The organism is Methylobacterium sp. BTF04 (assembly GCF_010692745.1).
Lineage (GTDB): Bacteria > Pseudomonadota > Alphaproteobacteria > Rhizobiales > Beijerinckiaceae > Methylobacterium.
The window spans coordinates 20,209-41,521 of sequence record NZ_JAAHTB010000026.1; the positions used below are offsets into that span (position 1 = coordinate 20,209).

The window sequence follows — 21,313 nt, forward strand, 5'->3', positions numbered from 1 at the left end:
TCTGGCGCCTGCCGCGCAGGGGGTGGTTCACCAAATCAAAACCAATTGATGATCAAAAGTTGATATCGGCAATCTGCACCTTATCGTCAGTTTTTGTGAATTTATTCATGAGCGACACCAACGACATCATGTATCGCTTCCTCGTCCAGGGAGTGACCGACTACGCGATCTACATGCTGTCGCCCGAGGGACTGGTTGAGAACTGGAATGTAGGGGCCGAGCGGGCGAAGGGATATTGCGCCGAAGAAATCGTCGGGCGTCATTTCTCTTGCTTCTATCTCCCCGAAGACCGGATTGCGGGCCTGCCCGAACAGGGCCTCGCCACGGCGCGGGCGCATGGCCGGTTCGGGTCGGAGGGCTGGCGCGTCCGCAAGGACGGCACGCGGTTCTGGGCCCATGTCGTCATCGACGCGATTCACGACGACAACGGCACATTCATGGGGTTCGCCAAGATCACATGCGATCGAACCGAGCAGAGGCGGACGGAGCGAGAGCTCAAGGCGGCCTCGGACAACCTGGATCTTGCCCTCTCGAGCATGCCGCAAGGCCTCTGTCTGCTGGACGATGAAGGCCGTCTCGTCTTCGCAAACGAGCGCTTCCGTAAGATGCTGGATCTGCCACCCTCCTGGGATCTGACGAGCCTCCCGATATCCTCGGTGCTTCATTGCCTCTTCGAAGGCCAGGGCGGCGATCTTTTCTCACCGCAGCACTTGGCCCACATCAAGGATGTGACGACATCGGAGGTCTCGGAGCTCACCTACCGCCAGCAAGCCCTGGCCGTCACCATTCGGGCGGTCGCAGCCGGCGGATGGGTCGTCACCTTTGCGGATGTGTCTGAGCGTCGAAGGACCGAGAGCCGCATCCGCTATCTCGCGGATCATGACCAGCTCACCGGCCTCGCCAATCGCGCCACGCTCCAAGCGCGCCTCGCCGACCAGCTTCGGGAGACACGGTCGCAGGGCTGCACCGTGCTCTACCTCGATCTCGACCGCTTCAAGCCGGTCAACGACACCTTCGGCCAGGCCGTCGGCGACAAGCTCCTCACGGAGGTCGCCTCACGCCTGAAGTGCCTGTTTCGCGACGAAGACACCGTTGCCCGACTGGGCGGCGACGCGTTCGCGATCATGGTGCCGGTCGACAGCCACCGCGCTCTCGGGGGTATCGCGAGGCGCCTGCTGAAGGCTCTGCGCAAGCCCTACGCGATCAACGAGGTCCAGATCGTCATCGGCGCCAGCATCGGTATCGCGATTGTCCCGGAGGCCGGGACGACCATCGACACGCTGCTCGGCAACGCCGATCTTGCCCTCTACGAAGCCAAGCGCCAGGGCGGCGGACGCGTCTGCTTCTACGATGCGGAAATGAGCGACGGGCTCGTCGCGCGCCGCACGATGGAAACCGACCTGCGCCGTGCCTTGAAAAACCGCGAGTTCACGCTGCATTACCAGCCGGTCTTCCGGCTCTCCTCCGGAACGCTGATAGGCTTCGAAGCCCTGTTGCGGTGGCGGATGCCGGATGGCCGAACGGTCTCACCAAGCGACTTCATCCCGGTGGCCGAGGACCTCGGTCTCATGCCGGAGATCGGCACCTGGGTACTGCGGGAGGCCTGTCGCGTGGCGGCGGCGTGGCCGGAGCCGCTTGTGGTCGCCGTCAACGTATCCCCGACCCAGCTCCGCAACACCGACCTGATCGCGACCGTGGAGGCAGCTCTGGCCGAGAGCTCCTTGCCGGCCTGCCGTCTCGAGATCGAGATCACCGAGACCGCGATCCTCGCCAATCGCGCGTTCGCACTCTCGCTTCTCAAGCGATTGCGCGCCTTCGGCGTGCTGATCGCGCTCGACGATTTCGGAACCGGCTATTCATCGCTCAGCTTCGTCCATACCTTTCCGCTGACGCGCATCAAGATCGACAGCAGCTTCATCAAGGGGCTGGGGGTCGACCCACAATCGATGGCGATCGTCCGCGCGGTGGTGAGCCTGGCGCGCAATCTGGACATCGCCGTCACCGCGGAGGGCGTCGAGAACCCCGAACAGCAGGCGCTGCTCCTCCAGGAAAACTGTCTGGACGTCCAAGGCTTCCTGTTCGGCCGGCCGCAGCCGCTGCATGACCTCGGAGCCTTGCTGGCTGCCGCCTGAGCGCGCCGGCCCGTCATGTGGCGACGCGGCGAAGACGATACACGCCACAATTGCGCGTGACGTCTTCGCCGCGTGGCGCCGGAAAACTGTTCTATTTATTCTGATATTAACTCAATATAGAAAAAGTGACAGTAATCCGTGTGGAGAGACCGAGCGCGGCGGCTCGAATATTCCCCTTACGAGACCGATCGATCCTATGAAACTGTTCAGCAAGAGCGATGCGCAGTCGAAAATCGAAGCGCTGGATCGATCGAACGCCATCATCGAATTCACCAGCGATGGCACCATCATCACGGCGAACAAGAACTTTCTCGATGCCGTCGGATACGCGCTCGGAGAAATCCAGGGCAAGCATCATAGCCTGTTCGTCACACCAGGACTGCGCGAAAGCGAACCCTACCGTGCGTTCTGGGCCTCCCTGGCGCGCGGGGAGTATCAATCCGCCGAGTTCAAGCGCGTCGGCAAGGGTGGCCGCGACATCTGGCTCCAGGCGACCTACAATCCGATCCTCGGGTCCGACGGCCAGACCACCAAGGTCGTCAAGTTCGCCACCGACATCACCGAGCAGGTCCGCCGCAACGCCGACTACGAAGGTCAGGTCAAGGCGCTCCACCGCTCGCAGGCGGTGATCGAGTTCGAACTCGACGGCACCATCATCACTGCCAATCCCAATTTCCTCACGGTGATGGGCTACGGGCTGGAGGAGGTCCGTGGGCGCCACCACAGCGTCTTCGTCGAACCAGAGATGCGCGCAAGCGCGGAGTACAAGCGTTTCTGGGAGAGCCTCGGACGCGGCGAGTATCAGGCCGCCGAGTTCAAGCGCGTCGCGAAGGGCGACCGGCCGGTCTTCATCCAGGGCAGCTACAACCCGATCTTCGACCGGGACGGCCGGCCCCTCAAGGTGGTCAAGTTCGCCACCGACGTGACGGCGCAGGTGACCGACCGGAATCGCCGGGCCGCCCTTCAGGTCGCCATCGCGTCGGATCTCAATACCATCGCCGGAGCGGCATCGGGGGCGTCGCGCCAGGCCGGACAGGCTGCCCAGGCCTCGGCACGGGTCTCCTCGGACATCCAGACGGTGGCTTCGGGCGCCGAAGAACTGGCGGCCTCCGTGTCGGAGATCAGCATGCAGGTCACGCACGCGTCCGAGATTTCGGGCCAGGCCGTCCAGCAGGCCCAGGCGACCAGCACCATCATCGCCGGGCTGAGCGGCGCCGCCACGCGGATCGGCGAGGTCGTCGCCCTGATCCAGGGCATCGCCGCGCAGACCAACCTCCTCGCCCTCAACGCCACCATCGAGGCGGCGCGGGCGGGCGAAGCTGGGCGGGGCTTTGCCGTGGTCGCCACCGAGGTGAAGGCCCTGGCGGCCCAGACCTCGAAGGCCACCGAGCAGATCAGCACTCAGATCCTGGCCACCCAGGAGGCGACACAGGAAGCCGTGGGGGCCATCGGCTCGATCCAGCGCACGATCATGACGCTGAACGAAGTCGCCGGCGCCATCTCGGCGGCCGTGGAAGAGCAAAGCGCGGTGACGCGCGAGATGTCGGCGAGCATGCAGACGGCCTCCAGCGGCGTCGGCCTGATCACCGGCAGCCTCGGGGACATCGCGCGCTCCACCGAAGAGGTCGATTCGGCGACTCAGAAGGTCCGCCTCTCCTCTCAGGCCGTCGTCTGATCAGGCCAGGTCCGCGACACACGCACGGATATCCCGTGCCAGGGCGTCGACCCGCTCGAGGTCGGCGTCCCACGCAAACATGAACCGGGCCGCCCCGCCGATGAAGGTGTAGAAATGCCAGCCGCGCGCGCGGAGCGCGGCAAGCACCGGTTCGGAGAGAATGAGGAAGACCCCGTTCGCCTCCACCGGGGCCGCCAGCGTCACCCCCGCCACGTCGGCCACCGCCGTGGCGAGCCGCTGGGCGCAGGCATTGGCGTGCCGTGCATGGCGCAGCCACGCCCCGTCCTCCAGCATTCCGACCCAGGGCGCGGAGAGGTAGCGCATCTTCGAGGCGAGTTGCCCCGCCTGCTTGCAGCGGTAATCGAAATCCTCCGCCATCCTGCGATCGAAGAAGATCACCGCTTCGCCGATCGCCATGCCGTTCTTGGTGCCACCAAAGCACAGCACGTCGATGCCGGCCTTCCAGGTCAGTTCGGCCGGCGTCGCGTCGAGCGATGCACACGCATTGGCAAAGCGTGCGCCGTCCATGTGCAGGCGCAGGCCCTTGTCCCGGCAGACCGCTGAGAGCGCTGCGAGTTCCGCCAGGGAATACACCCGTCCGGTCTCGGTGGCCTGGGTCAGCGTCACCGCGCGCGGCCGGGGGAAGTGGATGTCGGTGCGCTTCTGCGCCATCGCCCGCACCGCCTCGGGGGTCAGCTTGCCGTCGGCGCTCGGCACCACGAGGAGCTTCGAGCCGTTGGAGAAGAATTCCGGCGCGCCGCACTCGTCGGTCTCCACATGGGCGCTCTCGGCACAGATCACGCTGTGGTAGCTTTGGCAGAGCGCCGCGAGGGCCAGCGCATTGGCGGCCGTGCCGTTGAAGACGAAGAACACCTCGCAATCCGTCTCGAACAAGCGCCGGAAACCGTCGGCCGCGGCCTGCGTCCACGAATCGGCGCCATAGGCCGGGGCATGACCGGTATTGGCCCGAACCATGGCAGCGAAGGCTTCGGGGCAGATCCCGGCATAGTTGTCGCTGGCGAATTGCTGGGGAATTTCGGTCACGTCGGCTCTGTCTCCACCGTTGCGAATCTGACGGATAGGGCGTGTCGGCCCGCCAGGCGACCAGCCTGGTCCGCTTCGACCCTCTGTGCAACGAGGCGGCCGGAGGGTCAGTGCCGCGGATTCGGGTTCACGCAACCTGCGCGGACGAACGATGCCGAGGTGACGTCGCCGGTCCCGAGAGGAATAGGCGACAGCCGGTACCCATCCACCCGCGTTCGCACGAAGCGGATTGACAGCGATGCGCCGAGCGGGCTGTCCTCGCACCGGTTACCCATGCTGTTCACCCGCCTCTCAGACGACCTGTTCAAGCCGCTCGCCTCGCCGAGCCGGGCCTTCAACGCAGCCCTGTTGCTGCACCTGCACGCCAAGGTGTTCGGCGACACCGCAGAGCCCCTGCGCAAGAGCGAGCTACTCGCCGCCATCGGCGACTTTTCCGCCGCCTTCACCCAAGGCGAGATCGCCGACGACGAGGCAACCCCGATAGACCCGGTGGAGCGGCGTTCGGCGGTCTACCGGCGCCTGCTCGATGCGGGCTGGCTGGTGGAGCGGCGCGAGCGCTACGTCCCGGTGGTGGAGTTCGACCCCGAAGCCCGCATGCTCGTCGAGGAGTTGGCGCGCCTCGACCGCGGCGAGACACGCTCCTATGGCGGCGCGGTGCTCGACGTGCTCGGCAGCCTCGAAAGCGCCACCGCCAATCCGGCCGAGCGCTCGGAGGCGCTGGTCAACGCCGCCAAGGCGTCGCGCGCCTTCCTGAGCCACCTGCGCAGTCTCGCCGGCTCCATGCGCAAGATCGAGGAGCGCATCCTGCGCGAAGCGGACCAGAGCGCCGCCTTCCGGCTCTATTTCGACGAGTTCGTCGCCCGCCATCTCGTCAGCGACTACAGGACCCTGCACACCCGCTTCAACCCGTTCCGGTTCCGCTCCGGCATCGTGCGCGAGGCCGGCCGGGCCTTGCGCGATCCCCTGACGATCCTGGCCTTGGCCGAGGCCGGCTTTCGCGAGGGGCGCGCGCCCGACGCGGAGGCCGCCGAGCGCGCGGTCCGCGCCGACCTCACCGAGATCCTGGCGATCTTCGAGAGCCTCGACCGGCATCTCGATGGGGTGGCCGACATCGTGGCACGCCTGGAGCGCCGGATCGCGGCGGCCCTGCGCTACATGGACCACCGCGATTCCGACCGGATCGAGCGCACTGCCGCGGCCCTGCGCGCCGTCGCCGCCGCCGCCGACGAGGATTTGGCCGACATGCCGCCGGCACAGGTCTCGCTACTTCGTGGGCCCATCGGTGAACCGCACCTCTACAGTCCGCGCCTGCGGCGTCCGCCGATCGAATCAGAGCCCCTGCCGGAATTCCACATCGACCCGGCGGTGGAGGCCTTCATCGCCGCAAAAGACGCGTTCCGCCGGCGGGTGGCGGTGACGCCCGAGCGGATGGTGGCCTTCGTCGAGGGCAAGCTCGGACGCGAGCGCGCCATTCGCGGCTCGCAGATCCGCATCGGCGATGTCGACGAGTTCGTGGTGTTCCAGCGCCTGCGCGAGATCGACGTGCTGTTCGACGGTGTGCTGAGCACGCGCTATCGGCTGTCGCGGGTGGCGGGCCGGGTCTCGAACGGCTGGCTCGACTGCCCGGACTTTCTGGTGGAACGGGCACTGGGTCGGCCCGCCTGACTATTCGGCTGTATCCGGCGAAGATCAGGCTCTTGGCAGATCTCCCGACACGGTTCATCCTCGGCACAGATGCGCGCGAAGACGCGCCGTCGTCGGGAGATATGCCCATGGTCTCTGCAAAGTGCTTGATCAAATCCGCCTGGATCGCCGTCGAGGTCGCCCGGGACCGCTCGGAGCGGGTCCTCGTGGTGGAGACCTATATCGCGGTCAGTCCACTGGAGATGAATTTCGACCCGGTCCGCTATGAGACCATCGTGGCCGAGGTTCAGCGGGTACTCGCCGCCAACCCGTCCCTCGATAGGGCCTCCATCCTCAGCATGCACCGCGACACCGCCTGCATTTCGCTGTTCCGCACTGCCGCCGTCGCCGCCTGAGCGCGGCGTCGCGAGAGCACGTGGCGCGCCGTCGGTGGGCCGGGTAGAGGTGCGCCACAGGCGGCCACCGGTTCCGCTTGACGGAGCCTGCGCATCGCCATGCTGGAACCCTTTCGCGCCATCGTCGACGGCGACGAGCCGCCGCCGCCGGGTGCGCGCGCGCCGTCCGAGGACGAACTGACCCGCGCCCTCCAGGTCTTGCTGAAGAGTCAGTGCGTCTATGCCGGCACCCCCGGCATTGGGCGCTCCTACGAGATCGCCCGGCATTACACGCCGTTCTTCCAGGCCTATTTCGCCTGCCTCGGCTATGGCTTCGAGGTTTCCCACCGCGACCAGATGGTGTTTTTGCGCGTACCCGTGGACGGGGTACGCCATGACGGGCAATCCGAGCGACTGCGCAAGGACGAGACGCTGGTGCTGCTCGCCCTGCGGCTGGTCTACGAGGAAGGCTTGCGCGCCCACCGGGTCACCACGGAGGGCGTCGTCGAGTGCACCACCGACGACATCGCCGATTCGATCCGCACCGCCGCGCGCAGCGACCCGCCGGAGGAAACCCGCCTCACCGAAATCCTGCGCCTGTTCGCTCGCAAGGGCGCGGTCCGCCTCGGCGAACGCGACAAGACCGAAAAGCTCACGCCGCTGATGGTTCTGCCCGGGATCACAGTGCTCTCACCCGACGCCTGGATGGAACAGGTCCGCGCCTGGGCCGCGGCGCGGGGCGAGGACGAGGGCTCGGAATCGGCGCTCTCCGGGCATGGTTAAGATTTCACATGAAACATCGCCGCGTCCGCTCTCTCACTCAGCGAACGTCAGCCGTTCACCGAGATAATCGAGGAAGCTGCGCAGCCGCGGCGACTGCCGCTCGCTGCCGGCATAGAGCGCGTGGATGTCCTCGGCATCGCCGGGGTTGAACCGCTCCAGCACCGGAACGAGATGGCCCGCTGCCAGATCCGGACCGACATGGAAGCGGGCGAGCCGGGCGAGCCCCGCGCCCCGGAGTGCCATGGCGCGCACCACCGTGCCGGAATTGCCGTAGAACCGCCCGGTGATGGCGTGCGGCACGACCTTGCCGTCGATCCGGAACGGCCAGGAATCGAGCGAGCGGCGGAAGCTGAAATTGAGACACGCGTGAGCACCCAGTTCGGCCGGATCCTGGGGCGGGCCGTGCCGGCCCAGATAGTCCGGGCTCGCCACCACCACCATGCGACTGGCCCCCAGGCGCTTGGCGCGTAGCCGCGTGTCCCGCAAGGGTCCGACCCGGATCGCCACATCGGCCCGTGCCGCGACGAGATCGACCACATCGTCGGTGAGAGTCAGGTCGAGGCTCATGCGCGGAAACGCGGCGAGATAATCCGGCAGCACCGGCACCAGGACGTGCAGGCCGAACGCCACCGACACGTTGACACGCAGCCGCCCGCTCGGTTCGCCCGCTCCCCGATCGAGGCTAGACTCGATGGCCTCGACCTCGGCGAGGACGTCGCCGGCCCGCAACAGGTAGGTCTCGCCCTCATCGGTGAGGCGCAGCGAACGCGTGGTCCGCTGGATCAACCGCATGCCGAGGCGGGCCTCGATCCGCGCCACGGCCCGACTCACCGCCGAGGGCGTCTGCCGCAGCGCCTTCGCGGCGGCGGCAAAGCTCCCGCGGCGCGCCACCTGGACGAACACCTCCATCTCTCCGAGGCGGTTATCCATGGCGCCGAGATCCATTCGTGATTGCGATGCACGACCGTCGTGCGGACGCGCAATCTTCTCATCAATCACCAGCAGGGTCACTTGAGGCTCATGGACAGTGGCGCCTCGCGTGCCCGATACCGCCAAGGAGACCACCGATGGACCTGCAGCTCACCGATAAGATCGCCCTCGTCACCGGATCGACCGCCGGCATCGGCCTCGCCATCGCCAGGTCGCTGGCCGCCGAGGGCGCCGAACTGGTGCTCACCGGCCGTGTCCAGGCCAAGCTCGACGCGGCCGCTGCAGACGTTCGGTCAGTGCCCGGCGCCCGCACGGTCCGCGCGGTGCTGGCCGATGCGGCTTCCGAGGAGGGAGCAGCGATTCTCGCCCGCGAGGTCCCCCGCGTCGACATCCTGGTCAACAACCTCGGCATCTACGAATCGAAGCCCTTTTCCGAGATCGCGGATGCGGATTGGCGCCGCCTGTTCGACGTGAACGTGGTCGGCGGCGCGCGCCTCGCCCGCACCTACTTCCAGCCGATGCTGGACCGGAACTGGGGACGGATCATCTTCATCTCGAGCGAATCCGGCCTCGTGCCGCCCCCCGATATGCTGCATTACGCGGTGACGAAATCGGCCCAGCTCACCATCGCGCGCGGGCTCGCCCAACTCACCAAGGGCACCGGCGTGACGGTGAACTCGGTGCTGCCCGGCCCGACCCGCTCGGAGGGGATCGTCGACTTCCTGAAAAGCGTCGCGTCCGATCCGAGCGCGCCGGCCGACGTGATGGAGGCCGAGTTCTTCCGGGTCCATCGGCCGCTCTCGCTGATCCAGCGCATGATCGAGCCCGACGAGATCGGCGCGATGGTGGCGTATCTGGCCAGCCCGCGCGCGGCGGCCACCAACGGCGCGGCCCTGCGCGCCGAGGGCGGCATCGTTCCCACCATCGCGTGACCCGATCGCGGTTGCCCCCATCTACATCTGGGATGACGCGGCTTCCGGCCGGGGCTGTGGCTTGCATCCCCTGCCCGAGGCGTTCATGCCAGCGGGGTCATCGCCAACCTGGGATTCGAGCGGCCGCCTCTTCGTGTATCGCCTCACCGACATCGCCCTCTCCAACTGGTACCTGATCCGGCGCGAGCAGATCCGGATCCGGGGCGCGGCTGCCCTGGTCGGGCCGACGGGAGCGGGCAAGTCGACGATCTTCGATGCGGTTGGCACGGTTCTGGCCGGCAACAATGCCAGCCGGCTGGCGCTCAACGCCTCGGCCTCGGGGCGTTCCGCCCGCACCGTGCGCGACTATTGCCTCGGCTGGATCAGCGACCCCGCCGAGGGCGGACGCCCGACCCGTGAAGCGTGCGAGACGCTGATCGTGCTGGTCTTCGAGAACGAGGTCTCGGGCCGTGTCGTCTCGGTGGGTCTCGCCCTGGCGGCACGCGCCGAGGAGAGCCGCGAGACCACCCTGTCGCGCTTCGTGTCGGTGGGCCACCGCTTCGAGATCGCCGATTACGTCCGCGAGACCGACGAGGGCAGCTTCGTCGCGCCCTGGGCCGAGATCGCCAAGGACCTGCGCCAGCGCGGCGACCATTTCGAAGAGTTCCGCGCATCGGGCGAGCGCTTCACCGCCGAGGTGCTGGCGATCCTACGCGAGGGAGCACCGGCACCCGAGCCGCGCCACTTCCTGCGCACGTTCTCGAATGCCGTGGCGTTCAAGCCGATCTTCGATTCCTCCGCCTTCGTGCGCTCGTTCGTGCTGGAACCCGAACCGCTCGATGTCGCCCGCATCCGGCAATCCGTGGAGAACTGGCGCCGCCTCCTCGAGACCATCGAGGAACTGGAGCGCCGCCTCACCCACCTCGCCCGCATCCTCAACCGCTACGAGACCTGGGCCGAGGCGAGCCTGTCGGCGGTGCTCGACGAGTTGCGGGCGGCGGGCGCCGATTTGCGCCGACGCATACTCGACCACACCACCGCCAGACGGATGCTCGGCGAGGTGGGCGAGCGCCTGCGCATCGCCCGCGACAGCGTCGTCACCAGCCAGGGCTTCGTCCGGGAAATCGACGGCGAGATCGCCACCAAGAAGGCGATGCTGGCCGGCAGCGCGGCGGAAGGGCGGCTGGCCGCCTCCAGCGCCAGCCTCGCCATGCTGGCGCGCGACCGCAAGGACCTGGCCGCCCGCGTCGCCGATCTCATCGGGATCGTGCTGGAGGCGGGCAAGCTCGCGGTCGTCGGGGCCCATATCCGGCGGATCGATCCGGAGGCGGCGCGCCACGTCGAGGCCTGCGCCCGCTCGGGCCTCCGACGCGACATGCCTCCGGCCGAGAGTCTGCGGTCCGATGGCCCGCTCGGCGGCCTGCTCGCCGGGCTTGCGGCGATGCCCGACATCGCCGCCCCCCTCGATACGGCCGCCGAGGATGCCGCCCTGCGCGCCCGCTCCCAGGAGAACGAAGCCCAATCCCTCGCTCCGGCGACCCCGAGCGGTGGCCGGGGCGGAGCGCCGCGCCTGTCCTCCGACACGGCGGCGTTTCGCGACGAACTCGAACGGCTCGGCATCGCGGCGGTGCCGATCTGCGAACTCGCCGAGATCGTCGAGCCGAAATGGGGGCCGGCCCTGGAGGGCCTGCTCGGCGGCGCCCGCGAGGCCCTGGTGGTTCAGCCCGATCGCCTCGGCGAGGCCTTCGCCCATCTCGAAGCGCGCAAGAGCCAGTTCTATCGCTGCCTCCTGGTGAAGACGACCGATACGGCCCGGCGCCGGGGCGGACGCTTCGACGACGGCCCGATGGCGATGATCGAAACCACGGATTCCCATGCCGAGGCGTTCCTCGCCGCGCGGCTCGGCGGTTTCGATCTCGCGCCCAACGACGCGGCGCTCAGCCAGATGAGCCGCGCCGTCGCGCCGAGTGGTCGCTCCACCTCCGGCATGGCCTATTCGGTGGTCCGCCCAGTGCAGTTGATGATGACCCGGGGCAACCGCGGCCCCACCGCGGAGGGGCGCCAGAACTGGGAGCAGGCGGTCGCCGAGGCGCGCCGCCTGCGGGCCGAGGCCGGGGTGATGCGCGAGGCCGCCCGCATCGCCGCCCTGCTGCGCGCGCGCCTGGCCGAAGCCGATTTCGATCTCGCCGCCCTGCGCCAGGAGGCAGACACCCTCGATGGGCGCCAGCGCAGCCTCACCACCGAGCGCGAGACGGTGGAGAAGGCCGAGACCGGCGGTCTCGAGGCCGAGATCAAGGAACTGGCCAAGGAGCGTTCGGCCTATCTCACCGAACTGGTGCAGGTGCTGGAGCCCAAGCGCGACGCCCTGCTCGGCGAGGAAGCGGGGCTGAAGGCCAAGGTCGCCGCCACGCGCGAGATGGCGCGCACCGCCCTGACCGCCCGCCGCGCGGCCCATGCCCGCTGGATCGGCGGCGACACCGTACGGATCAGGCTGGTGCGGCCCGAAGGGTTCGACCCCCGGGCCGTGGCGCGGGCGCGGGCCGATCTCTCGGGTATCGACGCCAAGGAACTGGCGGCCCTCGGCCATGCGGCCCGCGCCGCTGCCCGCGAGGCGTTGGAGACCGCCCGCACCCAGGGGCGCGCCGCCGAGCGCGACCTCGCCGAGTATTGCGTCCAGTGGCGGATCGACAATCCCCTCGGCAACGGCGACGCCCCGGCCTCGTTCGGATACGGCTGGGCACAGCGGGCCCATGACGAGGTCGCCGGCCACGAGCTGCGGCGCTATCGCGATCAGGCGGTGCGGGCCGAGGGCGAAATGCGGCGCCTGATGATCGAGGACCTGCTGACGCGCCTCGCCGACAAGTTCGAGCGGGTGCGCGCCCGTCTCGACGCTTTGAACGAGCGCCTCTCGACCCAGACGTTCACCGGCCAGACCTACGCCTTCGAGGCGGCGGTGGATCGGCGCTACGCCGCCGTCCATGCCCTGGCGATGGAAGTGGCACGCTCCCCCGACGCCGCGCAGGCGATCCTGCCGGGCTCCGGTGGTGAGATCCCGGAGGGGCCGCTCTCGGCGGCCATCGAGGAGATTTCGGCGCTGATCGCCGGCGACGAGAGCGCGGCGCGGCTCGCCGATTACCGCAACTACTTCGTCTACGAGATCGGGATGCGCGACCGGGCCGGCAACCGCACCACCATGTCGAACCGGGCCCTACGCGGCTCGGGCGGTGAGGCCCAGGCGCCGTTCTACGTGGCGATCGCCGCGTCGCTTGCGTCCGCCTATTATCCTGGCGACCGCCCCGGCGACGAGAACCCGGGCTTGGGCCTCTGCCTCCTCGATGAGGCGTTCTCCAAGCTCGACGTGCGCAACTCACAGGCCCTCGTCGACCTCTACCAGGCCTGGGGCCTCCAGCTCCTGATCGCGGCGCCCGAGGACAAGCGCACCACCCTCACCGAGGTGATGGACACCATCGTCACCGTCTACAAGAGCCCCGACCTGACCTCGGTGCGGATCGAATCCGAGCACCCGCTGGAGGCCGCCAAGCGGGCGCTCGCGGCCATCAATCCGGAGCGCCAGGGCATCGAGGGCTTCCTGACGGCGGACGCTGCCGAGTAGGTTGATCCACGCGGCTGACGGTTTGTGGGCGTCGTTGCACAATCCCTGCGAGAGAAGCGCGATCCGGATTCGGATTTCGATCCCAGTCCATGTGCGAATGCGACAGTGCACGCAGCCACTCCCGGATCGACTCCGCCGGATGCCGACCCGTCGTAATGCCGCCCCGTGATCCCACCCCTTGGGCGAACACGGAGCGACACGCGTTCTCATGAAGACGAACCACGGACCGTCCGACCATGAGCGATGCCTTGCCCCTCCACGCGATCGGTTCCGACAGGCGCGTCGCACAGGCGGTTAAGTTCGGCGCGGGTGCCGGAACGGACGGATCGGGTCCCGTGTGGCGTTTTACGGATTCGACGAACCCGGTTGGACCGGTGCCTCCCCTGCGCGCGCGGATCCATGCGGCCTGCCGGCGCCCGGAGCCGGACTGCCTGCCCGATTTGGTCGAAGCCGCAGCCGCGACGGAGGACGAGAAGGCGGCGGCCTACGTCCTGGCGCGACGGCTGGTGGAGCGCCTGCGCGCCAAGGGTCAGCGCGGACCGGTGGCGGAGATGATGCAGGCGTTCAGCCTATCGAGCACCGAAGGCGTCGCGCTGATGTGCGTGGCCGAAGCGCTCCTGCGCATCCCCGACGCGGCGACCCGCGATGCCCTGATCCGCGACAAGATCGGGCGGGGCGATTGGGAGTCCCATCTCGGCCAGAGCGGCTCGGTGTTCGCGAGCGCTGCGATCTGGAGTCTCGTGGTGACGGGCCGACTCGTCGGCGCCACCGACGCGAAGACCCTTTCGGCGGCGCTGAGGCGCGTGGTCCGGCGGGCGGGCGAGCCGGTGATCCGCCGAGGCGTCGCCCTCGGGATGCAGATGCTCGGAAGCCAGTTCGTCTCCGGCCGCGGCATCGGCGAGGCGCTGGAGAATGGCCGCCGGATGGAGGCGAAGGGCTTCTCCTATTCCTACGACATGCTCGGCGAGGCGGCGATGACGGCGCGGGACGCAGCCCGCTACCTGAGCGACTACGCGGGCGCCATCGCGGCCATTGGCGTGGCCGCGGCACGACGCGGGCCCTATGACGGGCCGGGCATCTCGATCAAGCTGTCGGCCCTGCATCCGCGTTATGCGCGGGCGCAGCGTGATCGGGTCATGACCGAGTTGCTGCCGCGGCTCGTCGAGCTGGCCTACGCCGCCCGCCGGCACGATATCGGCCTCAACATCGATGCCGAGGAGGCCGACCGGCTCGACCTCTCCCTCGATCTGATCGAGGCGCTGGCGCTGGATACGCGCCTGGCCGGCTGGGACGGTCTCGGCTTCGTGGTCCAGGCCTACCAGAAGCGCGCGCCGGCCGTGCTGGATTTCCTGATCGACCTCGCACGCCGCAGCGGACGCCGCCTCATGGTCCGCCTCGTCAAGGGGGCCTACTGGGATTCGGAGATCAAGCACGCCCAGGTCGAGGGGTTCGACGACTTCCCGGTCTTCACCCGGAAGGTCCACACAGATGTGTCCTTTCTCGCCTGCGCCCGCACGATGCTGGCGGCCAAGGATGTGCTGTTTCCGCAATTCGCCACCCACAACGCGCGCACGCTGGCCGATATCGTGGCGATGGCCGGCCCTGACTTCCGGCCGGGCGACTACGAATTCCAATGTCTGCACGGCATGGGCGAGCCGCTCTACGAGGAGGTGGTCGGCGGCCAGGCCCTCGACCGTCCCTGCCGGATCTACGCACCGGTGGGTACCCATGAGACCCTGCTCGCCTACCTGGTGCGACGCCTGCTCGAGAATGGCGCCAACGCGTCGTTCGTCCATCGGGTCGGCGACGCGTCGATCCCGGTGGACGCGCTCATTGCCGACCCCCTGGCCGAAGCGGCCCTGGTGACACCGCCGGGATCGCGGCATCCCGGAATCGCCTTGCCGCGCGATCTGTTCGGCGCGGAACGCACCAATTCCCGTGGCCTCGATCTCGCCGACGACGTCGTGCTCGAAACATTGGGCCGCAGTCTCACCGACGAGGCCGATGCGTCGCGCGAATGCCGGCCACTCCTCGGCGACCGGCCCGGCGCGGGAGCGGCGCGCGCCGTCACCAACCCGGCCGATTGGCACGACGTGGTCGGCCATGTGGTCGAAGCCGATGACGGCACCATCGAGTCCGCATTGGAACAGGCGAGGGAAGCGGCCGCGTCATGGGCGGCGACCCCGGCGTCCGAACGCGCCGGCCTGTTGCGCCGCGCCGCCGACCTCATCGAGGCCCGGCGGGACGCCTTCCTCGGCGTGCTCGTCCGCGAGGCCGGTAAGTCCCTGGCCAACGCGGACGGCGAGGTCCGCGAGGCCGTCGATTTCCTGCGGTATTACGGGGCCCAGGCGCGCGATTTCCAGGCGGCCACCCACCTACCGCTGGGGCCGGTCGTCTGCATCAGCCCATGGAATTTCCCGCTCGCGATCTTCACCGGACAGATCGCGGCGGCGCTGGCGGCCGGCAATCCCGTCCTCGCCAAGCCGGCCGAGGAATCGCCCCTGGTCGCGGCGCTGGCGGTGCGGACCCTGCGCGAGGCCGGGATTCCGCCGGCTGTCCTGCAATTGCTGCCCGGGGATGGGCATGTGGGCGGTCGCCTCGTCGCGGACGATCGAATCTGCGGCGTTCTCTTCACGGGTTCGACCGCGGTGGCCAAGCAGATTCAGGCGGTGCTGGCCCGGCGCCTCGGCCCGGACGGACGGCCCATTCCCTTCATCGCGGAGACGGGCGGTCAGAACGCCCTCGTGGTCGATTCGTCGGCCCTCCCGGAGCAGGTGGTGGCCGACATTCTCGCCTCCGCCTTCGATTCCGCCGGCCAGCGCTGCTCGGCACTGCGGGTTCTCTGCCTGCAGGAGGAGATCGCCGACACGGTCCTTTCCATGCTGACGGGAGCGATGGCGGAACTCGCGATCGGGAACCCGAACCGGCTCGCCACCGATATCGGGCCGGTGATCAGCAGCGACGCGAAGGCGATCATCGAGGCCCATGTGGCGCGGATGCGCGCAACAGGGCACAGCGTCCACCGCCTGCCCCTTCCGGCGGCCTGCACCGCCGGCCACTTCGTCGCCCCGACCCTCATCACCATTTCAGAACTGGACGATCTCCACGGCGAGGTGTTCGGGCCGGTGCTGCACGTGCTGCGCTATCGCCAGGACGGCCTCGACGCCCTCATCACCGCCATCAATGCGGCGGGCTACGGGCTGACCTTCGGGGTCCACACTCGGATCGAGGCCACCGCCCTGCACCTGATCGACCGGGTCGGCGCCGGCAACATCTACGTCAACCGGAACATTATCGGCGCGACGGTGGGCGTGCAGCCCTTCGGCGGCGAAGGCCTGTCGGGCACCGGCCCGAAGGCGGGCGGACCGCTCTACCTGCGGCGGCTCCTGGCCTCCTGTCCGCCCGCAATCGGTTTCACTCCGGAACGAGGACGCGTCAGCACGATCCTGGAAAACCTGCGTTCCTGGCTGAAGGCAGCCGGGCGCGAGCAGGATGCGCAGCGGTGCGAGGCCTATGGCGCGCGCACGTTGCTGAACGTCGAGATCACGCTGGCCGGCCCGGTCGGCGAGTGCAACCGCTACGGCCTGCATCCGCGTGGACCGATCCTCTGCCTGCCCGAAACCGAGAGCGGCCTGATCGCACAGGTGGCGGCGGCGCTGGCCACCGGAAACACCATCCGGCTCGTCGCCCCGGCGCACCTGCGGGCTTTCGCCAAAACCCTGCCCGAGGCGGTCCGGTCGGTGATCGCCAGCGCCGACAAAGCCGACGCGCTGGGTTGTGCGGCCATTCTGATCGAGGGCGACCCCGCCGCGATCCAGGCGGCGACGCGCATGGCGGCCGATCTTGCCGGCGCCATCATCCCAATCCTCGCCGCCTCCGCGGCCGGACTGGACCGGACCGACGCGGATTATCCCCTCGAATGGCTCATGCGCGAGCGCAGCGTCAGCATCAACACCGCAGCGACGGGCGGCAACGCCGACCTGATGACCCTCATCGCCTGAGCCAACAGGGGCCGGCGATCGTCAGGGACCCAGCCCTCAGGCGTACTGCTCGGACAGGCGACGCGTATCGACGAACGTACGCCCGTCGGCGAGGCGGTAATCGACACTTTGCGAGAGGCGCCCGTTGGCGCGGATGCGGATCGCGTCCGGGCAGGTGAGGTCGCCCTGCTGCTCGAGGGCCTCCACCACCGTCATCGGGGCATCGCGCGCACCGCCGAGGTGGCGCCACCAGTTCACGGCCCGTTCGCGTGGGTAACCGGCATCCTCCAGGCAGATCTCGACCCGGTGCCGAAGACCGCCGCCCGCATGGAAGGTGACATCGAGGCTATCGGCCTCCCCGCGCCGCGCACGCCTGCGCCAGCTCCAGTCCGAAATCGCGATCCAGCCCGGCGCCTCACCGGAGAGAATCGGGTTCTCGTCGTCGGCAGCCGCCTCGTGGCTCGGTCCGGCCGGCTCGTCGTCCGGCTCGATCCAGCAGCTTTCGCAGGTGCTGGCATTCAGCGCGATGAGGGCCCCGCAGCCCGGACAGGGCTTGGCCCTGACCTCGTCTTCGCGCCCCCGGATCGCCGCGGCAGTGCGGGCCGTGACGATGTCGACCGGGCCGTGCATCCGCACGAGACCGGCATAGTCGAGAATCAGGGCGTCGCGCTTACCCGGCGCGGTCCGCAAGGCCCGGCCGACCTGCTGCACGTAGAGCCCGGTGCTCTGGGTCGGACGCAGCAGGGCGATGAGGTCGACGCGCGGCACGTTGAACCCGGTGGAGAGCACATCCACCGAAGTGAGGCAACGCAGGCGGCCTTCGCGAAAATCCCGCACGATGCGATCCCGCTCACGCTTCGGGCTCTCGCCCGAAATGGTTTCGCAGGGATATCCTTCAGCCCGCACCGCATCGCGCACCGCCACCGCGTGGGCGAGGCCGGCGCAGAAGGCGAGCCAGGCCCGGCGCTCGCGCCCATAGCCGACCATCTCCTCCACCGCCGCCCGGGTGATCCAGTCTTGATTGACCGCGGCCTCCAGGGCGCTCGGGATATAGTCGCCGCCGCGCTTGCCGACGCCGGACACATCGAGCGCCGTTGTGGTGGCCTTGGAGATGAGGGGCGCGAGATAGCCCTGGTGGATCAGGTCGCCGACATTGGCCTCGTAGACGATTCGCTCGAAGAGCCGCCCCTTGCCCTCGTCGAGGCGGCCACTGTCGAGACGGTAGGGGGTGGCGGTCAGGCCGACGACGCGCAAGGCCGGCCGGGTTTCGCGCAGAGCCGCGAGGAAACGGCCGTAGCGGGTCTCCGCAGACCGCGGGATCAGATGCGCTTCGTCAACCACCACGAGATCGAAGGCGCCGATCTCCTGCGTCCGGTTCCAGACCGACTGGATGCCGCAGAACAGAACCTGCGCGCTGGCATCCCGGCGGCCGATGCCGGCCGAGTAGATGCCCGCCGGGGCCTCGGGCCAGGTCGCGACGAGTTCGCGATAATTCTGCGCGATCAACTCGCGGGTGTGGGTGACGACGATGACACGACAATCCGCCGTCCGGGCGAGCACTTCACGCACCAGCGCGGCGATCACGAAAGCCTTGCCGGCACCGGTCGGCAGGACGATCAGCCCATCGCCGGCCGCAGCCTCCCACGAGGCGTAGAGGGCATCAAGGCTCGCGCGCTGATAGGGTCTGAGGTCCATCGGCAGAGGCTTTAGCGCAAGGCTCGGCCTCCGTCCGTGATCGAAGAGCCGCGCCGGGCCTTCAAACGAAAAAGCCCCGCGGCCCAGTGAGGGACGCGGAGCGATCGTTCAAATTACCAAAATTAGCAGATCAGCAATCGTCGGCGTTCTGTCCGGTGATGACCTTGCCCTCCGGGGGCTTCTTCTCGCCGGCCTTCGGCTGGGTGTTGGCGCCGACGTTGTCGAGGGCTCCCACGGTGCCGGGCGACTCGGCCTTAGCGCCGGGGCTCACCTTCGTGTCGGACTTGCCGTCCACCATCGAGCTCTTGTCGGCGGACTTGTCATGCGCGCCCATGCCATGGGCATTGGTGGTGGTGCCGGTGGCGCAAGGCGCGGCGAGGGCGGTGCCGGCGGTCAGCAACAGAGCGGCAGCGGTGGTGGCAAGCGTACGGGTCAGGGTCAAAAATCGTCTCCATCAATCGAGGATTCAGATGATCAACCCGACGATACAACCGTCGTTCCCCCCATGCGTCTGGAAGGCGCAGGAGACAGGCCTTCGCCGGAACAGGCGTGTGACGCGCGCCGCCTTCGGTCGCGGTGGGACGATCATCCCATCGCGCCGAAGATTTTCACCGATCGGGCCGGGTCAGGCGCCGGCCGCAAGCGCTGCGGCCACCTTCTGGGCGAAGGCCACCGGATCGCGCGGCGTATCGCCGTCCTGGACCCGAGCCAGATCGAGGAGGGTGCCCGCCTCGTCGGCGATGTCGCCCTGCGAGTCCGCGCGGGTGCTGAGAGCACGGATGAGCGGATGGCGCAGGTTGATCTCCAGCACCGGCAGGCTGCCGCCACCGCGTCCGGCTCGCCGCAGGAGGCGCTGCATCTGCAGATCCGGACCGCTGCCGGAGGCCGACAACACCACGGCGCTGTCGACGAGGCGGTCGGTGGTGCGCACATCCGACACATCCGCCGACAACGCCGCCTTGAGCGCGGCGACGAGCGCATCCGACGCAACCGGCGCCTCGCCGCTCTCGCCCTCGGCGGCGAACTTCGAGAGATCGACCGAGCCTTGGGTCACCGAGCGCAGGGGCTTGTCGTCGAAGCGGCCGAGCGCCTCGGGCCAGAACGCGTCGACATGGTCGGAGAGCAGCAGCACCTCGACCCCGCGGGCGCGAAAGCCTTCGAGCTGGGGCGACTTCTTCAGGGCATCGGCGTCGTCGGCAACGAGATAGTAGATCGCCTCCTGACCATCCTTCATCCGCGACATGTAGCCGGGCAGCGAAGTCCAGCCGTCGATGGCCGAGGAGTGGAAGCGCAGCAACGGTGCGATCTCGGCCCGGCGCTCATGATCCTCGTAGATGCCCTCCTTGAGGACGGACCCGAAATTCTCCCAGAACGGGGTGTATCCCTCTGCGTCCTTGGCCCGGTTGGTCAGCTCGCTGAGGACGCGGCCGGTGACGGCACGGCGGATCTTGGTGAGCACCGGGGTCGCCTGCAGCATCTCGCGCGACACGTTGAGCGGCAGGTCCTCGGTGTCGACCACGCCCTGGACGAAGCGCAGCCAGGTGGGGAGCAACTCCGCCTCGTCAGTGATGAACATGCGCCGCACGTGCAGGCGCACCTTGCTGCCACGCTCGCCCTCCACCGCCTGGAACGGCTTCATGCCCGGCACGAACAGTAGAGCGGTGAATTCGAGCGCGCCCTCCGCCCGCCAGTGCAGGGTCGCATAAGGCTTGTCGAAGTTCATGCCGACGTGGCGGTAGAACTCCGTATACTGCTCTTCCGTGACCTCGGATTTGGATTTGCGCCACAAGGCCGTGCCCTGATTGGCGTTCTCTTCCTTGCCCTCCTCGCCGACGATGGCGATCGGCACGGTGATGTGGTCGGCCCATTTGCGCACGACGTGGTCGAGCCGGTAGCTCTCGAGATACTCGTCGGCATCTTCCTTCAGGTGAAGGACGATGTCGGTTCCGGGCTCGGAGCGCGTCGCGGGCTCCAGGGTGTAGCTGCCCTGTCCCTCGGACGCCCAGGTCCAGGCCTCGTCCGAGCCGGCCCGGCGCGAGGTGACGGTGACGCGGTCGGCCACCATGAAGGCGGAGTAGAAGCCGACGCCGAACTGGCCGATGAGGCTCGGCTTGTCTTCCGGTTTCGCATCACCCAGGGACTGGCTGAAAGCGCGGGTGCCCGAGCGCGCGATGGTACCAAGGTTCTGCGCCAGTTCGGCCTTAGTCATGCCGATGCCGGCATCCGAAAGGGTGAGCGTACGCGCCGCCTTGTCGGGCGCGATGCGGACCTTGGCGTCCGCCGGCAGCGCGTAGGCCTCTTGGGTCAGCGCCTCGAAGCGGCGCCGGTCCATGGCGTCGGCGGAGTTGGCCACCAACTCGCGCAGGAAGATTTCGCGGTCGGAATAGAGGGCGTGGACCACGAGGTCCAACAGGCGCCCGACCTCGGCACCGAATTCGTGCCGCTCCACAGTCTCGCTCAAGATGCCATCTCCCAAAGGTTCCAATGCAGGCGCGATATGCCGTCGCAGCGGCCCGAATTCAATGCCGACGC

At 68.4% G+C, this 21,313-nt stretch carries 13 protein-coding genes; 8 read left to right on the plus strand and 5 right to left on the minus strand.

The features are described from left to right. The first annotated feature begins 107 nt into the window (after positions 1 to 107). The gene (locus tag G3T14_RS15540; protein ID WP_163643449.1) at positions 108 to 2,132 is read left to right on the plus strand and encodes an EAL domain-containing protein; all 2,025 of its coding nucleotides are present in this window, start codon (positions 108 to 110) and stop codon (positions 2,130 to 2,132) included. Positions 2,133 to 2,328: 196 nt separating this feature from the next. Then, positions 2,329 to 3,807 (plus strand): PAS domain-containing methyl-accepting chemotaxis protein, encoded by a 1,479-nt coding sequence (locus G3T14_RS15545; RefSeq protein ID WP_163643450.1) that lies wholly within the window; start codon positions 2,329 to 2,331, stop codon positions 3,805 to 3,807. Here the strand turns inward: G3T14_RS15545 and G3T14_RS15550 are convergent, their stop codons facing one another. After that, on the minus strand, positions 3,808 to 4,851 hold the full coding sequence (locus G3T14_RS15550; protein WP_163643451.1) for a low specificity L-threonine aldolase: 1,044 nt from the start codon (positions 4,849 to 4,851) through the stop codon (positions 3,808 to 3,810). Positions 4,852 to 5,124: 273 nt separating this feature from the next. Between G3T14_RS15550 and G3T14_RS15555 the strand changes: the two genes are divergently transcribed. From G3T14_RS15555 to G3T14_RS15565, 3 genes are all read left to right on the plus strand, one after another. Further along, complete coding sequence (locus G3T14_RS15555) at positions 5,125 to 6,516, plus strand: Wadjet anti-phage system protein JetA family protein (protein WP_163643452.1); 1,392 nt, start codon at positions 5,125 to 5,127, stop codon at positions 6,514 to 6,516. Positions 6,517 to 6,623: 107 nt separating this feature from the next. Next, positions 6,624 to 6,890 carry a hypothetical protein gene (locus G3T14_RS15560; RefSeq protein WP_163643453.1) on the plus strand — a complete coding sequence of 89 codons (267 nt, stop codon included), beginning with the start codon at positions 6,624 to 6,626 and terminating at the stop codon, positions 6,888 to 6,890. A 99-nt stretch (positions 6,891 to 6,989) separates the two neighbouring features. Continuing rightward, entirely contained in the window at positions 6,990 to 7,652 is a 663-nt protein-coding gene (locus G3T14_RS15565; RefSeq protein ID WP_163643454.1) for a DUF4194 domain-containing protein, read from the plus strand. A gap of 33 nt (positions 7,653 to 7,685) precedes the next feature. On the opposite strand, the gene G3T14_RS15570 is transcribed toward G3T14_RS15565, so the two are convergent. Continuing rightward, on the minus strand, positions 7,686 to 8,582 hold the full coding sequence (locus G3T14_RS15570) for a LysR family transcriptional regulator (RefSeq protein WP_163643455.1): 897 nt from the start codon (positions 8,580 to 8,582) through the stop codon (positions 7,686 to 7,688). A 137-nt stretch (positions 8,583 to 8,719) separates the two neighbouring features. Between G3T14_RS15570 and G3T14_RS15575 the strand changes: the two genes are divergently transcribed. From G3T14_RS15575 to putA, 3 genes are all read left to right on the plus strand, one after another. Beyond that, positions 8,720 to 9,514 (plus strand): SDR family oxidoreductase, encoded by a 795-nt coding sequence (locus G3T14_RS15575; RefSeq protein ID WP_163643456.1) that lies wholly within the window; start codon positions 8,720 to 8,722, stop codon positions 9,512 to 9,514. A 133-nt stretch (positions 9,515 to 9,647) separates the two neighbouring features. Next, positions 9,648 to 13,106: an SbcC/MukB-like Walker B domain-containing protein gene (locus tag G3T14_RS15580; protein ID WP_163643491.1), complete on the plus strand. Its 3,459-nt coding sequence runs from the start codon at positions 9,648 to 9,650 to the stop codon at positions 13,104 to 13,106. A 335-nt stretch (positions 13,107 to 13,441) separates the two neighbouring features. Then, positions 13,442 to 17,107 carry a bifunctional proline dehydrogenase/L-glutamate gamma-semialdehyde dehydrogenase PutA gene (gene putA / locus G3T14_RS15585; protein WP_348645280.1) on the plus strand — a complete coding sequence of 1,222 codons (3,666 nt, stop codon included), beginning with the start codon at positions 13,442 to 13,444 and terminating at the stop codon, positions 17,105 to 17,107. Between the two features lie 36 nt (positions 17,108 to 17,143). Here putA and G3T14_RS15590 read toward each other — a convergent pair whose 3' ends face one another. From G3T14_RS15590 to htpG, 3 genes are all read right to left on the minus strand, one after another. Then, the gene (locus G3T14_RS15590; RefSeq protein WP_163643458.1) at positions 17,144 to 18,781 is read right to left on the minus strand and encodes a DEAD/DEAH box helicase; all 1,638 of its coding nucleotides are present in this window, start codon (positions 18,779 to 18,781) and stop codon (positions 17,144 to 17,146) included. A 130-nt stretch (positions 18,782 to 18,911) separates the two neighbouring features. Then, positions 18,912 to 19,223 carry a hypothetical protein gene (locus G3T14_RS15595; RefSeq protein ID WP_163643459.1) on the minus strand — a complete coding sequence of 104 codons (312 nt, stop codon included), beginning with the start codon at positions 19,221 to 19,223 and terminating at the stop codon, positions 18,912 to 18,914. A gap of 183 nt (positions 19,224 to 19,406) precedes the next feature. Then, complete coding sequence (gene htpG, locus G3T14_RS15600) at positions 19,407 to 21,242, minus strand: molecular chaperone HtpG (protein ID WP_163643460.1); 1,836 nt, start codon at positions 21,240 to 21,242, stop codon at positions 19,407 to 19,409. Between the last annotated feature and the right edge of the window lie 71 nt (positions 21,243 to 21,313).

What these genes read in the sequence shown, in the direction of transcription:
- G3T14_RS15575 (WP_163643456.1), top strand. Translation starts at nt 8,720, where the DNA reads ATGGACCTGCAGCTCACCGATAAGATCGCCCTCGTCACCGGATCGACC.
- G3T14_RS15540 (WP_163643449.1), top strand. Translation starts at nt 108, where the DNA reads ATGAGCGACACCAACGACATCATGTATCGCTTCCTCGTCCAGGGAGTG.
- G3T14_RS15590 (WP_163643458.1), bottom strand. Translation starts at nt 18,781, where the DNA reads ATGGACCTCAGACCCTATCAGCGCGCGAGCCTTGATGCCCTCTACGCC.
- G3T14_RS15545 (WP_163643450.1), top strand. Translation starts at nt 2,329, where the DNA reads ATGAAACTGTTCAGCAAGAGCGATGCGCAGTCGAAAATCGAAGCGCTG.
- G3T14_RS15560 (WP_163643453.1), top strand. Translation starts at nt 6,624, where the DNA reads ATGGTCTCTGCAAAGTGCTTGATCAAATCCGCCTGGATCGCCGTCGAG.
- G3T14_RS15570 (WP_163643455.1), bottom strand. Translation starts at nt 8,582, where the DNA reads ATGGATAACCGCCTCGGAGAGATGGAGGTGTTCGTCCAGGTGGCGCGC.
- G3T14_RS15565 (WP_163643454.1), top strand. Translation starts at nt 6,990, where the DNA reads ATGCTGGAACCCTTTCGCGCCATCGTCGACGGCGACGAGCCGCCGCCG.
- G3T14_RS15555 (WP_163643452.1), top strand. Translation starts at nt 5,125, where the DNA reads ATGCTGTTCACCCGCCTCTCAGACGACCTGTTCAAGCCGCTCGCCTCG.